Genomic DNA, 17768 nt, shown 5'->3' on the forward strand with positions numbered 1-17768 from the left:
GCCAAAACATGACTTCTCTTATAGTATTTAGATGATAGATTCGACTATTTATACTCGTTTTCGTTAAAGGTGGAAAGATAAAAAATGAATCAGACAGCTGAAATTAGAGGCTTGCTTTTAGTTATAACAGGGGCCTCTTTTTGGGGTGTAGGGGGTACTGTCTCTCAATATTTATTTCAAGCGTATCATATAGAAGTAAATTGGCTCGTATCTACTCGTTTACTTTTTGCTGGTATACTTTTATTAAGCATTCAATTTTTCTTGAAAGATCGATCTCAAATTATCTTCATTTGGAAGAGTAAACGAAATGCTCTTTCATTAATAACTTTTGGTTTATTCGGTATGCTTGCCGTTCAATATACTTATATGGCTTCTATTAATCACGGAAATGCAGCTGTTGCAACACTTTTACAATATCTAGCACCTGTAATGATCATTCTTTATTATGTGATAAGAAGGCAAACCAGTTTAACTATGCAAGATGCCATTACAGTATTGCTTGCATTAGTTGGCTGCTTTTTAATACTGACCAATGGTTCCATCGACCAATTATCTGTACCTATTCCCGCAATAGTATGGGGTATCTTATCAGGTGTAGCATTAGCTTTTTATACGTTATATGCAGTGCATTTATTAAAACAATTTGATTCCCTTGTTGTCGTAGGTTGGGCTATGATAATTGGTGGTATTTCGCTAAGTACCCTCCACCCTCCATGGCATATTGAGTTTACAAGTTTGAAGGTAGACGCTTATCTATATATCTTATTTGTCATCATATTTGGCACAATGCTCGCATTTTGGTTCTACATAGAGAGCTTACAAACACTTACTCCGAAAGAAACAAGCCTATTAGGAAGTATTGAACCATTAGCAGCTGTCCTCACCACCGTCTATTGGTTAAAAGAGCCTTTTGGCTATTTTCAATGGCTGGGCAGTGCATGTATCATCGGCATGATTATAATTGTAGCGTTAGGAAAAAGAGCTAGTGCACCAGCTAAAGGGTAATTCAAAACTACTTCCCAAACTTTCATAAACAAAATTCGATTAAAAAGAGAAATGGTATTGTATTAAAAAGCCTACTTTGAGTTCATTCCATAAAAAGAAATGAGACTGGGACAAAAGTTAATACGAAATAGCAAAAACCGAACAATTCATTTATAAGTTTGTGTTTAGAAAAACTTGCTTATCGCCAAATCCTTAACGAAAGCCATAGTTTTTCTTATACGATAAAGTGAAACTTCATTCAGTAGGAGTTTTCTTCCATCTCCTACTGAAAGTTAGTACCTCAGGGGGTATGACCTAAAGGCCCTTAAACCAATCGGGCATTTAGGTGCCGTTTTCTCCCACTTAGACCTTTTGTATCAACTCAAGATTTTGAAGTGGGAGTCTTACGGCACCTTACATACGGGGGATAAAGCCTAAAATTTTATACTTTACTATAGTACAAGGACGATTTATTGTTCGTTTTTTAATCAACTGTTTTCGTTATGTCCCAGCCTCATTATTGTAAGTTAACCAATGCATAAATTCCCATTTAGCGTTTAATACCTACTGTTATACCCGCCAAACGTGGCTACAGGATTTTCTTGATTACAATCATTGATCTATATTGTCTCTGCACTAATTTACGTGCTATTTGGTGTCCTGTTCGAATGTTTTCTTCCATACTACTACCATATTCACTATTATACTCCCTCGGATTACTTCTTCCTTTATGCCAAAAGGAAAAACAGCTACAACAAGTCCAAATATTTCTTCACAGGCAACTCGCATATCAGTTTCCACATCCGCAAATTCAGTTTAAATTGTTCTTTTGAAACGAGTGGTCCCATTTCAGTATCCGAATACACCCATTACCAAGCTTAATCGTTTCTGTCCGCTTCACTAAGTAAAATTTCGAATTTATGCAATACCTTATTCGCTATTCTGGCTAAAAATTCACACTTTCTTGGTGCATCGATATTTTCAACATCTTAAATCAAACCCGTTTTAGTAGACATCATCACCTGTTTATGACAAAATATATCTTTGTACACTCATATCACGTTCTATTTATAAAAGAATGTAAAGCAAAATTACAATGAAAAAGCGGTACTTTAAAAAATAGTTTATATGTTTAGTTTCTTATTCTGCAATACCTACCTGGAACTACTAATAATAGCATTATTAAAACAAAGCGATGTCAAACATCATAGTTATTGGAGTTGACAAAATGAGTAATCGAAATAAAGGAATTATTCTATTATTATTGTCGGCATTTGGTTTTTCAATGATGGCTGCATTTGTCAAACTTTCAGGGGACGTGCCTACTATACAGAAAACATTATTTCGTAATGTTATTTCCATGATTATTGCATTCGGTCTTGTTAAATATTATGGAGCACGACTTTTTGGAAGGAAAGAAAATCAAAAACACCTTTTGTTACGGTCAATCCTTGGGGCAATCGGAGTAATTCTAAACTTTTACGCAATTGATCATCTGGTCTTGTCAGATGCGGATATGCTCAATAAAATGAGCCCATTTCTAACAATTATGTTTGCTGCTATATTCCTAAAGGAAAGGACACGACCATTTCAGGTAATATCCATTGCTATTGCGTTTATTGGTACATTATTTATTATTAAACCAGTCTTTTCGTTGGACATCATCCCTTATATCGCTGGTTTTTTCTCGGCTGTGTTTGCAGCAGGTGCTTATACTGTTTTACGAGTATTAGGCAGAAAAGAACAATTTTATACAGTTGTCTTTTATTTTTCATTTTTTACTACGATGATTTTATTACCTTTTGTAATTATATTTTACGAACCAATGTCTTGGCATCAATGGATTTACCTTTTAGCCGCAGGTATTTTTGCCACAGTGGGGCAATTTGGCATTACCATTGCTTATAAATACGCGCCAGCTAAAGAGATATCGATCTTTTTCTATTCCACAGTTATTTATTCAGCTCTTATTAGTATTGTTTTATTTGGACAAATTCCTGATGTGCTAAGCATAATGGGATATATTATTATCTTTGGGGCTTCTCTTTATATGTTTTTGAAAAACAATCACGTAAGTCAATTAGAAAAAGAAAAACACCAGTAATCGTTCCTATGGCGATTCTGGTGTTTTGCTCTGCTGTTTTTTCCTCTTTTCTAGTAAACACGCAAGCAATGACATGGTTGATCTATAATTAAAACCTAAAACTTTTTGATACTTCAAATAACCCCAAGCTTAACATTTATCATCAAAGAAATAATTTAGTAAAATCGGCTCACATCTCAGAGTGATTGTGGGTATCTATTTTCAGCTCTCCCTCATTTATAATGGCTGTTACATATTCTCTAATTTTATCTCGATTATTCGTATGAAGTTTTTTATATACTTTACTCACATAATCTCTTACCGTCTTCTCCGATAAATGTAATTCATTAGCAATCTCTGTGTTTTTATAACCTTTATAGATGAGATACAGGATATCACTATCTCGCCAACTTACATGAATACCCTTATCCAACAAACCCCCTCTAATTTTCTGTTTTATATCATTACAATCTGTTTCAACATTTTTAAATAGTTGTTCAACAATTTCGTTGGCAAATACAAATTGTTGATAATATACATTTCTAATGGAAGAAATAAGCGCATCTCGACTGCTACAACTTAATAGGAACCCTACGACTCCTTCAGCAATTCCCTTTTTAATTAAATGTAAGTCTATAGAAGAATAAATGTAAATAATTTTCATATCGGTATATTGCATCTTTAATTCTCTAGTTATATGATGTGCATTATTAGATTCATTAATTAAATGAACTAATAATACATCTGGAATAAATTCACTTAACTGTTCAAAACAATTTGCACTGTCATATCCTAATTCGATTACTTTCATATCTTTCTCTTCTTCTAAAATAATTCGCAAGCCTTGTGTAAATATTTCATTTGTATTAACTAATCCTATATTTATCATCTTTTTCACCATCATTAACTAATTTCAGTTTACATTCTGTAGAGTATTAGAGCTTTTGGATTAACATCAGTTATCGTTTCACAAAGTAGCCACCGCAACATGAAAGTTAGTTAGACTTATCCTAATCAATTAAATACATCTCACTTACTTTCTAACTAATTGTGTGATATACAAGTCTTTTTTGTATACTTTTTTATATACACATTTCCTTGACTATAATACATATTACCCACATCACCTCTACAAATTCTTTACAACTATAAACCATGCATTGTAAATTCTTCTTAGTATTTCTTTTTAAATCCTTTGTTTTAAGTATTAAGACTGGCTGCGAATCCTTACTTTACAGACAATGTCCCAAAAAAATAGGCTTCCCCTTCCTATACATATTAAAGCCCTATTTTTGCAATATATAACGAAGCAAAAATAGCCAGCACAATGTCCTTGAGCAATGTTAGCCAGTTACACTTACATTGAAAAATTTAAACCGCTTCATAAAAGTCTACAAAAAAAAGACGCTAAAATAGCGCCTTTACTGATTAACGTTTGTAAAAAACACACCATATCTGGTACATATTCAACATGTTACATATTGTATTTTCTCCACTGAGCATACCAATTTGTAATCATTGCTTCAGGAACGGTTCCTAACTCGTATTTTAAAATTTCCTTTAATTTCTCATATTGATGTTGGACATTCACATTATCGTTCGTAAAAGAGAACAATTTCATTAAAGCAAAATGTGCTTGTTCTAATTCGGGGTAATGAGTAGTTATTTTTAAATACCAATCTTTTGCATCTTCATACTGTCCACTCGAAAAGTAAAATTCTGCTATTTTTAAAGAGGTATCTAACCATATTTTCTCATATCGATTTTTCTCAGACTCCGCCCACCAATAATCATATTCATCAAAATATGGGGCTGTATAAAACTCCATTGCTTCTATACACAGCTGAATATTGTCAGAACTGATTGGTGATGCAGAATATATTTTTTCTTTCCATAGCTCTAAATTAATTACTACATTTTTAGTAGAAAGAATGTATCCTTCTGTTGTATTTTCCAACTTAAAAAAACCTGGATACTTCTTTAAAGTTTTGCGTACATGATATATAGCTGTATATAATTGAGCATAAGCACGCTCAGGTTCTAAGTCAGACCATAGTAACTCAATAAGCCATGATTTTCTGACTAATTTTTCTCTTTTATGAAGTAAATATAAAAATAATTCCTTTACTTTTGCTGTACGCCATGAAATTATTTCAATCTCATCATTAATGTTTGTGATTGAAAAATTACCGCATACATTTAATTGCAACGATTTTGTTTCTACCTTATTAGGGAAAGATTGCAAAACAACGTTATTCTTTAAACGCTCCATCGTTTTTTGGAGACGGTCGATTCGAATTGGTTTTAACAAATAGTCTAACGCATTAATTTCAAATGCATTAATTGCATATTCGTCATAGGCTGTCACAAACACAATGTGTATATCAGGATTTATTTCTAAAATTTGTTCAGCCAGTTCAAGTCCATTTACTTGTGGCATATTAATATCTAAAAAAACGATATCTGATTTTGTTTTCTTCACGGTGTCTTTTACAAGCAATGGGTTCGTCAATTTTGCAACTATTTGAAGCTCACTTGTTTTAATTAATAGATTCTCTAAAAAATCTAACGCTATTTGTTCATCATCTACTAAAATTGCTTTCAATCCTTAGAACCCCCTTAACAAGGAATAAATATTACAACTCACTAGAGAAGGTACATAAAATATTTATACAAGATTTTCACATTATATTGCCTGTTTAGAAAATAAGCTAGTATAAGTTAAGCGTCTGTTTGTTTTTTCATCAACTCCTATTATTTTTATGAATATATAGTCCTAGCACTTTTTTACTAATTCAGTTTTTTTATTTTAATTATTTTATGATAACTATTACTAATAACTATGCCTTATTCTATTATATTCCAATAAATACGTTTTCTCCATAAAAAACGTCTTTTATAACAAGAATATATTAAATTTAATCTAGGGAATATTCCTACATAATTCGCCTCATAAGTACTATTTATCATCTTTTTAAAGAGTGAACTATTCAATGTCTGGTACGGATGAAGGAACAACTGTTATCATATGTATTCCTTCGAAGTATAAATAAAAGAATATAAGAAGAGCATTGTGCTATTCCGTAATATTTGTCGATACAAAGCTCTTCTTTTTACTTCAGTGAGTATAATTTTTTCTTCTACTTTCTAAATCAAACTTTTTGTTTTAAACTATGCGATCTATGCTCGCTTTTCTAGGTTTCTAGCCGTAGCACTTTTTTCAACTTCTGTATGATCACGGTATGTTCCCATTGTTTTATCTACAGTTGTATGCGTTACACCAAACCAATAATTTTCATTTTTATAATGATGCCAAAGATGAGTTTTTTTAATTTTCTTTCCTAATTTAGTAAGTGGTTGAATTGGCTTATGTGCGATAAAGTGTTTCCACTCATAGTATAGAAAATACCCGACAACTCCAGTAGCAAAAGCAGTTGTAAGATTCATATTCCTAGTAATAAGGTAAAATACCCCTGCTAAAATTGTAAAATTAGGCAAACTAAACCACAATGGTAAAAAAAGTAACTTTACGTTATTCGGATCTACATGATGATCATAATGTAAGCGCTTAATTAATTTTAGTAAAAATGAATTATCCGGCTTTTTAATATGAAACAAAAAACGATGAATCATATATTCGCTTAATGCATATGTCAGCATTCCGATCAACAATGTAATCCATGACTGCCAAGTAAGTAATTGAGGTATAGTAAAAGTAATTAAACAAGCAAAAATGATCAGCATAACGAATACATCAGGAAATGTAATAAACTCCTTATAATATTTTTTCAACCTTCATCCCTCCTTTAACTTATGTTTTGTTAACAATACAAAAAATTATATAATTTAGCAATAAAAAACGGAAAATTCATAACTTTTTTGTTTTATGGTCATCCAGGGGATTTTATCCATATCTAAAATTTTCTCACCTTATTCCTAGCAATCTTGCTAAATAAATTATTTACATTTATAATCATAGTTAATTTATTTTTTGTCTGTATACTTTTATTTAGTTTATGCAAAAATTTACATATGTTTATCATTCCATGCAGTAATGCAGTATTTCCACTGCAAAGCAAGATACTCATCTTAAATTTTACATACAGGAGATGATTACATGAAAGGACAGCTGCGAAAGGTAGGTATCTTAGGAACAGGTTTTGTAGGTTCAAGTACAGCTTATTCATTAATTAATCAAGGTATCTGTGATGAATTATTATTGGTCGACATTAAAGAAGAAAAGTCAATAGGAGAATCACTCGATCTTACCCATTGCATGGATTTCCTTCCCTCTAAAACAAAGATTTGGACAGGAACTGCATCGGATATGGGCCATATGGAGATCATTATTATTACTGCAGGCCCACCTCCAAAAGAAAATCAAACTCGACTCGATACCCTTGAAACAAGTGCCAATATTATGAATGATACGATTCCAAAAATAATGGCTAGTGGATTTAATGGTATTTTTCTAATTGCCACAAATCCAGTCGATATTATTACATATCATGTGTGGAAACTATCTGGCTTGCCACGTCATCAAGTAATCGGAACTGGTACTTCCATTGATTCTTCTCGCTTAAAAACGTATTTATCAGATATTTTACATGTAGACGTACATAGCATTCAAGGCTATACAATGGGAGAACATGGTGATTCACAATTTGCCGTATGGTCACATCTCACCATTGGTGGAAAACCATTCTTACAAATATTAGCAGAAAATCCAGAAAAATATGCTGATATCGATTTAGAACAAATTATAGAAGCAGTAAAACGTGTAGGCTTTGAAATTTTAAAACGAAAAGGAACGACATATTATGGTATCGGTAATGCACTAGCTTACTTTACAAAATCGATATTTAATAACGGTCATCGTATTATTCCAACATCTTGTATCCTTGACGGAGAATACGCGGAATCCAATATCTGTACAGGAGTCCCAGCAGTTATTAGCAGAAGTGGAATAAAAGAGATTATTGAACTAAAACTTTCCGCGGAAGAACAGGAATTATTTAAAACGTCTAATTCTGTACTGAGAAGCTACATGGCTAGCATTGGCTACTAAAAGCTACTAATAACAGATACTAAAAACACCACATTTTTGTGGTATTTTTCTATTAATTTATTTGCTTTTCTTTTATATCTTTTCCAATTATAGTAGTTGAAAAGGAGGTCAAATATTGGAAAATAAAGAAATGTTTGAAATTATTATAAGTAAATTAGGCTCACTTAAAGAAGGACAGAACACATTAAAAATGGAAAACAAATCTCTCCGAGTAGGACAAGACGAACTGCGTCATGAATTTAAATCATTTCAAACCGGGCAAGATGAACTGCATAACAAGACTAACCTCCTTTCGCAAGAGGTTATTGACTTACGTGATGAAACCAAATCGCTCCGAGTAGGACAAGACGAACTGCGTCACGAATTTAAATCATTTCAAACCGGACAAGACGAACTGTGTAACAAGACTAACCTCTTTTCGCAAGAGGTTATTGACTTACGTGATGAAACCAAATCTCTCCGGGTTGACATGAATCAAGGTTTTACAACGTTAAATGAAAAAATTGAGCTTTTGACAAAGCAAACTAGTAATGTCATTATTAAGCATCACCAGCATGAATTAATCTATCTTAAGGAAAAAGTGTCTTCATTAGAAGAAGATAATGTTTATGGTTAAGAATACCTTAAAAAAGTGACACTAAAACCTTCCCCTATTTAACCACATATATTTATAAGCCTACCGTGATTCTACCCACTTATTTACAATTAATAGTAGCCCCTAACAATGGTTTTTAGGGGCTACAAATATTCTTTTAAAACTTTTGCCCTTTCTTCTGAATAGGCTACACTTAACTGGACAGAACAAATAACAAGTAGACTAAAACAAAACCATTGTATTTTAACAAAAGTTTAGTGATATACAAACGGCAGAACTGCTGACGAGCTCATTCATATAGTGCTTCTCCTTTAATTAGAAGAAAGACTAAACTTCGATATATTCGGTTAGTTGGAAGAATGGATGGAATCATGTCCCCGGATATCTCCAAGAGAACAAGTAGAATTGTTCATGCTTTTTATACACACGAATTTGAGTTAAAGGAAACGAATACTCAAGCGGTTATAGAAGCTATTCAACCAGAGAATACAAACGGAGCTATACGCTCAAAACAGGAACTGGGTAATGTTAACGGGAAAGATATCAACTGCTGGTTTTATTAGGTGTGTAGAAACTAGAGAGAATACTTATTTTTTTGCAACCAATATTCAGTAGAAAAATCATTCCTCTGGAAGTGAGGCGGCTGATACTTATAAAGGTATCTATGCAACACTCCAAAACACATTTTATAGAATGAACCAGGAAATTATAAATGATGAATCATATGTGCCAAAAATCTCAGAAGCTGAATGGGGAGTCACTATGGAAACGAGCTCCACAACCGCAAACGCTAGCGAGATCATCGCCTCTTTGCAAGAACCTACGGACTGAATCCCGAAAACTGTACGTACACGATTAGACAGGATTGTTCACAAAAAGGGGATCGGAGTAAAATTTTAGCTTGCAACAGAATAGGGTTGTATGTATAATAAGGAATGTGGCTCATGATATAGACAAATGAATATTTTTTTGATTCCGTAGCTCAGCTGGGAGAGCGCCACCTTGACAGGGTGGAGGTCGCTGGTTCGAGACCAGTCGGAATCATACCTAAAAACGTTGGTATATCAACATTTATAATAAAAACACCACTCATTAAAAAGTGGTGTTTTTCTTTTTGATACGAATTACTTGCTTCCCACCGCCCGTTAGCCAATCCGGTACAGAATTCTTTTAGATGCAGTTTTAGCTGTATCTTTAACCTTCTTCGCTGTATGTTTACCTTTATTCGCAAAGTAAATGCAACTTCGCCAGCTTTAATCAGCTTTAGAACTTTTCCCGCTGGAATTATAGTACAAAATTTATTGAATTGTTTATGGTATTAAAAATTAAAAGAAGATGTCACTTCTCCGCGACTTGTTTCGATTATGATTATAAGAAAGTGTTTTGTTGCGGAAAAATGCGGGAGTACTTAATTGGGTTTTTATCTGTAAAGAAAATGATGAAGGAATTAAGAATTGATGAAAAAAGAGGAATGAAATAGTAATGCCTCTAATTACTAAAATAAATTTTGTAGAACTCCCCTTTTCACAAAAATAAAAAACCGGATATTAAAACCCGGCTTTATTATTTTTCGTATTACGCTTTTAAATGTAATGGAGGAGGTAATAACCAACCTTTTTCCTTGTTTAGATGTAATACTCTCACTCCAAATTGAGCCTTTTTTAAGTGGAATTGTCCAAACATCATTCCTATATCTTCACGAATTGATTGTCCCATAATGGTACTGCAAGCAACAAGCCCTTTACCTACATTTGTTGATAAAACAGCTGCGATTTCTACATCATTAAAACGTGCACCAACTGGGATTTCTTCTAAATCAGCTCCCGGTCGTTCTGGTGGTGTAGGAGGAAGAGCTACTCCGTTAGCTTTTAATAGGTTTTCAATCTCTTGATTTTCACCTTTAATACCTTGGATTGCCTCTTCGATAAGTTTCTTTAAATCTTCATCTCCAGCATGATTGTAGAAGCCTTGATAAAGATCAAGCAACCCTTTATTAGCTAAAAGATACGACCATGTTAAATAAACTTCTCCATAATGCATTGGTTCTTCTGTAGGATTCCCACTTAAAATTCCCATAACTTCACTCCTTAGATAATTGATTTTAAATTGAATCAATATTTAGTGTGCTTTTGTTTAGCAAAACTATTCAAGGATAGAGAATATTTATGTAATAAAAGGGGGTTTTTAAGTCTATCCAAACGTCAATAATGTTTTCAAACAGCAAACGTTATCCAGCTATACTAATATATTTATTACGTCACCTCATAATAAGATAACCTAAATATCTAATATAATGTGCTTTATTAAGAATAAAATTCCGAAAAGACCATAATAATATGTTAATTATGTTATAATAATCGCAAGTGCATAAGGCTTTCATGGGTGGTAGCTCATCCCTTTAGAGAAAGGGGGTGAGGCTGTGACAGTTTTCGAAGGATTGGTCTTAATGATTTCTTTTGGAGCGCTCATTGTAACTATTTTGTCAGAAAAAAATAACCACCCATAGCCTAGCTAGCATACAGTGGTTATTTTTATGCTCTTATTTTGTAGCTGCCCCAATGAGGGCTATTGCACTAACCGTTTGGTGTGCCAGCACCAAACGGTTTTTATTTATTATATGAATCTACATAAATAGTATACCTTATTTACCAAATAATTAAAAATACTTCATTTATAAGTAAATTAAAAATGAGAAAAGTCCTATCCGTAGAGTAGTCTTTTATATGTATTGTATATCAATGACCAATTAATTGCATCATTGTTGTTTATAGAAGTCTATTTTGGCTAGACTAGAAATCCACTCCCCATTTTATTTATGAAACTGGAACATAACTAGCCAATAATAACTGAAAAATGGTTTCAAACATCGTTCTTGATGATCGGAACCATTTTCGTTACCTATTTTCATTATCTATTAGTACATTTGGTGTTCTGGCGATGTACTTCCGCGTTCACCGCATGAACGCAAATCCTAATTATTTTCTACTTTTTCTTTTCCCCTTACGGACGTATGAGTGAAACCCAAATTAGCCTTCAGAAATTAAGACTGGTTTTACATCAATTTTTACGTTTGCCATAAATTTTACCTGTTTTTTTCCGAAAGCTGTTGTCTAATATATTTTGGCTATTCCCATTTTTTGTTATAAATTTTTTGATTATTCCCTTTCTTGCTTTCATACATGCTAACGTAACGGACGCTCCGACCAGTCCTTGGTACTTATGGTCTGTTAATCCAGCATGTAGCAGAATGTCACTTTTGCCATTTGGGCAGATAAAGGTATCTTCTTTGGTCATTATAGTCCCCATTCGCTACCTTAAAAATACTATTCTTATATTTCTTTTTCTCCTCTTTACGATATAGGTTATACATGATAAGTGAGGTTTGTTTCCAGTTGGCTATGATATCTTCGTGATTTTGTTCATTACCATAGCGGCATCAGTGACAATATCGTTAGGAAGCTTAAAGAAATGTTTCTTAAGAGGATCCAGAAAAGGAATGTATGTACGTATATCCGTTGGGGTTGGGAATAAGTCGAAAGCGAGCGCATTTCAATAATAGCTTTTTACTACTTTTCATCTTAATACGGAATGACTTATCCAAGTCCCTTTGTACTTTCCTCTCGTAACAGTTAGTAATAATTTCAATTAACTTTCCTTAGTTGCATTATATTAATAGTGCAATTTTTATGAATTATTTCATGAAAAAAACAAATCATAAACCATATTTCCTATAACCAACACCATTATTATCAATAATTATTTATCGTAAAACGATAAATAATTATTGACTTGCACAAATTAACGAATTATAATAATTTTATCTTAGCTAAGGAGTGTTTTTTCTATGAAACAAAAGGAATTATCAAATTGGCTAAAAGTGATAATTGTTATTTGTGGAATTTTAGGTCTATTATTTTGCGTTTATTTTGGACCTGAAATTGGAAAGGAAGTTTTACTGAATTCAGAAAAGATGAAAGTATTATATAACCCTTTTATTGTATTCATTTGGATTACTGGAATTCCATTCTATATTGCATTAACTTTAGGGTGGAAAATCTGTTTGGATATTAGCACAAATCAAGCCTTTAACATTAAAAATGCGAATAGATTAAAGCAAGTTAGTATTTTAGCAATGATTGAGTGTTTTTTTTATTTTGTTGCGTTAATATATCTATTTATCGTTAAAAGTATCAGTATAAATATGTTAATCATTATTTTACTCATTCTTTTTTTCGCATTTGTTATTTCTGTGTTAACTTCTATACTTTCTCAATTAGTTAGAGAAGCTAACAAAATAAAAACAGACAATGATTTAACCATTTGAGGTGACAAAATGGCTATTATCGTAAACCTTGATGTAATGCTGGCGAAAAGAAAAATGAGCGTTACCGAATTATCAAATAGAATAGGAATCACAATAACTAATGTGTCCATTTTAAAAAATGGAAAAGCAAAAGCTATTAAGTTCTCAACTTTAGACAAAATATGTGAAGCTTTAGAATGCCAACCTGGTGATATTTTAGAATACAAAAAAAATACAGATGAAGGAGAGATGGATGATGAATAAAAAAATTTTGTTGGCTTTACTTCCAATTTTAATAGGTGTCATTTGCCTCATTAGTTACTTTATAATTGGTTCAAGGGTAACTCCAGACGGAACATTAGAAGAGCCATTTTTCTTAATTCCATTAAGTTATCTTTTTGTTTTTAGCGGTATTGCGCTCCTGTTATTTATGGCTATTATTTCAATCATAAAGAAAAACAAACATAACAATCAATAATCCATACAGAAAAAAAGTGCTACCTAAAAGAGCGTGGACCCTATACTTAGAAACAAATGTTTAAATGAGATAATTATGGCACTGGCATGTATCTTTTCATCCGTCCTTATCTCAGATAAATATAAAATAGTTTCCATATTTGCTAATGGGATCCACGCTTGTTTGCTTAAAAAGTTATGACAATACTTTAGTTATAACGTTTAAAATAACAAATCTTTAGTTTGATTCGCTTGTTCAATTAATAAATACTACATATTAAATTATTTTAATATTTTGTTTATTTAACCATTATCTATTACTGTAATGTGGTAAATTGCAAATTAGAAGGTGAAAAGATGAAATATCTAGTTGATCTTATTTATTTCGGTTACCATCAGGCTTTATCCTGTATTTTTCCGGTAGTTATCTTTATAACACTTGCTGTTTCAAAGGTGATCTCCATTCCTGGATTATATCGTTACGATTTTATTTTACTTATTTGTCTCATTACACAATATCTCATGTTAAAAACAAAGTTAGAGACAAAAGAAGAAATAAAAGTAATTTGTGTGTTCCACATTATTGGACTTTTACTGGAATTATATAAGGTACATGTCGGTTCATGGTCCTACCCAGAAGAAGCATGGGCAAAATTATGGGGAGTACCACTTTATAGTGGTTTTATGTATGCAAGTGTTGCTAGCTATATATGTCAAGCATGGCGCAGATTTCATCTAAGAATGCATAACTGGCCCAAAAATATATACACCATACCGCTTGGTTTAATGATTTATTTAAACTTCTTTACCCATCATTTTATGTTTGATTTCCGTTGGGTTTTAACAGCCTTGTTATTTATTATTTTCTTTCAGACTTATGTACAAATTACAGTACGAAAAACAACATATAAAATGTCGCTTCCTCTTTCTTTTTTCTTAATTGGCTTTTTTATTTGGATTGCTGAGAATATCGCAACCTTCTTTGGAGCATGGCAATATCCTAGTCAACAGGACTCATGGAACCTTGTCCATATTGGTAAAATTAGTTCTTGGTTTTTACTGGTTGTCATAAGCATTATGATTGTAACAGAGCATAAAAAACTTGTTGCAAGTATTCCAAATTTTATTAGAAGAAAACAAATTTATCGTTAGTTTTATTTGAAAAACAACCCATATGATAAATTTCTTAAAAAGGCTATTTTTAATATAAACTTTTCCACTTCTCGTACTCGTTTTGATGTTGATTATGAAAGGGAGATTAAAGATATATTTCAATTAAGATTATATAAAAAGTAATAATTACACCACCAGGAACAAAATTCTTTTTCAAAAACAGCTTTTCCCTTCTCACAGTTTAAAAAATATAATCAAAATTCACTATCCATTACCATCATGATTCGCTTAAATGTGTGCAGAATTGATAACATGTTAAGATAAAAAGAAAATGATTTACTTATACAGAATTATCCAAAATGAACAAAATTTGTGTTAGTTTTATTTTTAGCTGCTTATCATAAGGCTTCCACTTGTGATAGAGAAGACGAAGTTAAGATAATGGAACACCAAAACGCCTGATCGTTTGGGCCGACAGAACAAGTAAGATTAAGAAAATAATCAGGTACATGACTAACCGAATATTTCACAAAATAAACATATAAATCGTCCTGCACCTTGAACTGTAGTCTATTTCTATATAAGTGGAAGCGTCTGTCGAATATTGTTAAAATAAGAACGTGTCATATCAACTCTTTTCAGCACTATAGGAATAATTTGTAACTCATACAACAGTAAATTATTTTTGCGAGTACGAGGTGCTATTCTTCCTGCTCTACTTAAAACAAACCTTAAAAATTGTAATGGATAAAAATTTTCCAATTAACGATATACTTACAGAAGGGATCTGGACAACATCAAAGATAAATGGCTGTCACAATTATCTTTAAAGAAAATGACAACATTGCTTGTATTGTTATCGGTTGTTGCTTCCTTAATTGCTTCAGCAATTTTGCTAGATAGCTACGTATTAAAGCGAGAACACAACACAGTAAAAGATAAAATAAGAAATGTTGCCCGAATGGTTGCAAAGGATACTCGTGTCATTAATAAAGTTGAAGGAGATCCATTTGATCCAACCATACAGGAATATTCTAAAGAAGTAATGGAAGCAACAGGGGTTAGCTTTGTAGTCGTACTTGATAATAATCTGATTAGGAAGTCTCATCCAGATGAAAGTGTAATTGGTCAAACCTTCTCCAATGTTAAAGATGCTAGTAAGGCCTTGGATGGTTCGGAACACTTTTCAACACATGTTGGAATTTTAGGAGAAGGTACCCGCTTTTTTACACCAATATGGGATGAAAATGGTGAGCAGATAGGAGTTGTATGTGTCGGTTATGTTCAGCAAACCATTAACCAAGAGCTGTGGAATGCTCGAAGAAATTTATATGTAGGATTAGGATTTGGTCTGTTTGTTGGAATTTTAGGAGCTTTATATTTAGCACGCTATCTAAAAAGAGTGTTATTAGGTCTCGAGCCAAAACAGATTGTTGCACATATGAAAGAACGAGAAATTATTATCGATTCTGTTAGTGAAGCAATCATTGCAGTAACTCCCCATCGAAAAATTCTCTTGCAAAATGTTAACTTTGCAAAACTCTTTAATAAAACGTTACTAACAGAAAATGCTACTAATAAAGGTTATCTTGATAAAAAAGTTTTTTCCTTAATTTTTGCTGAAGTTTTTAAAACGGAAAAACCTATTTCTAATCAGGTTACGGTTATTGATCATTTTGAGTTTATCGTTAATGTACAGCTTGTTTATATAAATAAACGAATATATGGTGCAGTTGCTACTTTATACGATCAATCCAAACTGCAGCATCTTATCCGTGAACTGAGCGGCACAGAGCAATACATTGATTCATTGCGAGCACAGAACCACAAATTTATGAATCAGCTTCATACGATCTTGGGGTTAATTGAATTAGAAAAATATCAGGAAGTTAATAACTTTGTCCGCGTGCTTAATAATAAATATCATCAAGAAATTGGCTTTATAACGGATAAAATTAAAAGTTCTGCCATTGCGGGGTTTCTACTAGGAAAAACGAGTGAGTTAAATGAGCAAGGTGTAACATTAACCATTGATGCTGATTCTCATTTTCCAAATATTAAAATGGGTGATATGCTCCATGATCTCCTATTATCAATCGGGATCTTATTAGATAATGCTAAAGAAGCATTGATAAATACAACAAGAAAACAAGTAGCTCTTTTTCTTTACTATGATGAAGAAGAAGAAATCATTATCATTGAAGTAAAAGATACAGGTTCCGGAATTGAACCAGCAATAAGAGAAAAGATTTTTGAACGAGGATACTCAACAAAGGGAGAAAATCGCGGCTATGGATTAGATGCCATTCGGTCCATCGTTACACATTATAAAGGATTGATTGAAGTCGAATCTAAAGTAGAAAAAGGAAGTTTATTTCACATAGAAATCCCCTTTAAACGGAGGAACATAGATGATTAAAGTTATTATAGTTGAAGATGACCCAATGGTTGCAACAATAAATCAACAATATGTTGAAAGATCAAAAGGATTTGAAATTGTTGCTACAGTTGATAATATAAAAGAACTATGGAAAATGTTACAAGAAGTCACTCCCGATTTAATATTACTCGACGTTTATTTACCAGGAAAGACCGGCATTGACTTTGTACAAGAATTAAGACAAAAGCAAATTTCCATACCAATTATTATGATTACGGCAGCACATGATATACCAACAATCAAAAAAGCTCTAGACTATGGTGTTATTGACTTTTTAATCAAACCTTTTTCATATGAGCGGTTTAAATTAGCAATTGAAAACTTTTTGCAATACCACTCGCTTACCACTAAATTTGAAAAAGCAGATCAGAAAACATTAGATCAAATTTTAATGAAAGAAAGACAATCTAAAGCTTTTAATGAAAAAGGAATCCTCTCATCCTTGCCTAAAGGACTATCTAAACTGACCATTAAAAAAATTTTAACAGCAGTTGAAAAGCAAAAGGAGCATTTCTCAACCGAGGATATAGCAAAAGAAGTTGAATTGTCGCGAATTTCTACAAGAAAGTATTTACAATTTTTAAATGAAATTGGCTACTTACGTGCAGAGTTAAAATATTTATCTGTTGGTCGTCCAATTATGATTTATCAAGTGATCCCGGAAAAAGAACAGCTTATTGCCGGTTTTAAATAATCTTCCCCTACAGAGTTCGTAGCTCTCCAATT

At 32.4% G+C, this 17768-nt stretch carries 16 protein-coding genes, 1 tRNA gene and 2 pseudogenes; 12 read left to right on the forward strand and 7 right to left on the reverse strand.

Translation table 11 applies throughout. The features are described from left to right. The first annotated feature begins 84 nt into the window (after positions 1–84). On the forward strand, positions 85–1005 hold the full coding sequence (locus BN1066_RS01460) for an EamA family transporter (protein ID WP_077317751.1): 921 nt from the start codon (positions 85–87) through the stop codon (positions 1003–1005). 627 nt (positions 1006–1632) lie between these two features. Here BN1066_RS01460 and BN1066_RS21395 read toward each other — a convergent pair. Further along, positions 1633–1773, reverse strand: coding sequence for a hypothetical protein (locus tag BN1066_RS21395; RefSeq protein WP_483887726.1), 141 nt, complete (start codon positions 1771–1773; stop codon positions 1633–1635). 439 nt (positions 1774–2212) lie between these two features. On the opposite strand from BN1066_RS21395, the gene BN1066_RS01465 reads away from it, so the two are divergent. Then, complete coding sequence (locus tag BN1066_RS01465; RefSeq protein WP_077317752.1) at positions 2213–3088, forward strand: DMT family transporter; 876 nt, start codon at positions 2213–2215, stop codon at positions 3086–3088. 169 nt (positions 3089–3257) lie between these two features. Here BN1066_RS01465 and BN1066_RS01470 read toward each other — a convergent pair whose 3' ends face one another. From BN1066_RS01470 to BN1066_RS01480, 3 genes are all read right to left on the reverse strand, one after another. Beyond that, positions 3258–3956, reverse strand: coding sequence for a LuxR C-terminal-related transcriptional regulator (locus tag BN1066_RS01470; RefSeq protein ID WP_179104260.1), 699 nt, complete (start codon positions 3954–3956; stop codon positions 3258–3260). 585 nt (positions 3957–4541) lie between these two features. Continuing rightward, complete coding sequence (locus BN1066_RS01475; protein WP_077317754.1) at positions 4542–5672, reverse strand: response regulator; 1131 nt, start codon at positions 5670–5672, stop codon at positions 4542–4544. Between the two features lie 575 nt (positions 5673–6247). Continuing rightward, positions 6248–6859 carry a sterol desaturase family protein gene (locus tag BN1066_RS01480; RefSeq protein ID WP_245799666.1) on the reverse strand — a complete coding sequence of 204 codons (612 nt, stop codon included), beginning with the start codon at positions 6857–6859 and terminating at the stop codon, positions 6248–6250. Between the two features lie 325 nt (positions 6860–7184). On the opposite strand from BN1066_RS01480, the gene BN1066_RS01485 reads away from it, so the two are divergent. From BN1066_RS01485 to BN1066_RS01500, 3 genes are all read left to right on the forward strand, one after another. Next, positions 7185–8135 carry an L-lactate dehydrogenase gene (locus BN1066_RS01485; protein ID WP_077317755.1) on the forward strand — a complete coding sequence of 317 codons (951 nt, stop codon included), beginning with the start codon at positions 7185–7187 and terminating at the stop codon, positions 8133–8135. A 115-nt stretch (positions 8136–8250) separates the two neighbouring features. Beyond that, a complete protein-coding gene (locus BN1066_RS01490) occupies positions 8251–8751 on the forward strand; it encodes a hypothetical protein (RefSeq protein WP_077317756.1) in 501 nt (166 codons plus the stop codon). Between the two features lie 950 nt (positions 8752–9701). After that, positions 9702–9774 (forward strand) — tRNA-Val (locus BN1066_RS01500). A gap of 531 nt (positions 9775–10305) precedes the next feature. On the opposite strand, the gene BN1066_RS01505 is transcribed toward BN1066_RS01500, so the two are convergent. Further along, positions 10306–10806, reverse strand: coding sequence for a DUF3231 family protein (locus BN1066_RS01505; protein WP_077317758.1), 501 nt, complete (start codon positions 10804–10806; stop codon positions 10306–10308). A 343-nt stretch (positions 10807–11149) separates the two neighbouring features. Between BN1066_RS01505 and BN1066_RS21135 the strand changes: the two genes are divergently transcribed. Next, positions 11150–11236, forward strand: coding sequence for a putative holin-like toxin (locus BN1066_RS21135; RefSeq protein WP_425445264.1), 87 nt, complete (start codon positions 11150–11152; stop codon positions 11234–11236). Positions 11237–11681: 445 nt separating this feature from the next. Here the strand turns inward: BN1066_RS21135 and BN1066_RS21140 are convergent. Then, positions 11682–11910, reverse strand: a pseudogene (locus tag BN1066_RS21140) (transposase); the annotation flags it as partial. A gap of 75 nt (positions 11911–11985) precedes the next feature. Next, a pseudogene (locus BN1066_RS21145) lies at positions 11986–12273 on the reverse strand (IS5/IS1182 family transposase); the annotation flags it as partial. 301 nt (positions 12274–12574) lie between these two features. Here BN1066_RS21145 and BN1066_RS01515 point away from each other — a divergent pair. From BN1066_RS01515 to BN1066_RS01540, 6 genes are all read left to right on the forward strand, one after another. Beyond that, positions 12575–13054, forward strand: a complete 480-nt coding sequence (locus BN1066_RS01515) for a DUF2975 domain-containing protein (protein WP_077317760.1) — start codon at positions 12575–12577, stop codon at positions 13052–13054. Between the two features lie 9 nt (positions 13055–13063). Beyond that, positions 13064–13297 (forward strand): helix-turn-helix domain-containing protein, encoded by a 234-nt coding sequence (locus tag BN1066_RS01520; RefSeq protein WP_077317761.1) that lies wholly within the window; start codon positions 13064–13066, stop codon positions 13295–13297. Next, positions 13290–13511 carry a DUF3955 domain-containing protein gene (locus tag BN1066_RS01525; RefSeq protein ID WP_077317762.1) on the forward strand — a complete coding sequence of 74 codons (222 nt, stop codon included), beginning with the start codon at positions 13290–13292 and terminating at the stop codon, positions 13509–13511. Before BN1066_RS01520 ends, BN1066_RS01525 begins: the two co-directional genes overlap by 8 nt. A 335-nt stretch (positions 13512–13846) precedes the next feature. After that, the gene (locus BN1066_RS01530; protein WP_077317763.1) at positions 13847–14641 is read left to right on the forward strand and encodes a DUF817 domain-containing protein; all 795 of its coding nucleotides are present in this window, start codon (positions 13847–13849) and stop codon (positions 14639–14641) included. A 796-nt stretch (positions 14642–15437) separates the two neighbouring features. Further along, the gene (locus BN1066_RS01535; RefSeq protein WP_077317764.1) at positions 15438–17021 is read left to right on the forward strand and encodes an ATP-binding protein; all 1584 of its coding nucleotides are present in this window, start codon (positions 15438–15440) and stop codon (positions 17019–17021) included. After that, positions 17014–17736, forward strand: coding sequence for a response regulator (locus tag BN1066_RS01540; RefSeq protein WP_077317765.1), 723 nt, complete (start codon positions 17014–17016; stop codon positions 17734–17736). The genes BN1066_RS01535 and BN1066_RS01540 overlap by 8 nt, the downstream gene beginning before the upstream one ends. Positions 17737–17768: the final 32 nt, after the last annotated feature.

Source organism: Virgibacillus proomii, assembly GCF_900162615.1.
Classification (GTDB): Bacteria; Bacillota; Bacilli; order Bacillales; family Amphibacillaceae; genus Virgibacillus; species Virgibacillus proomii.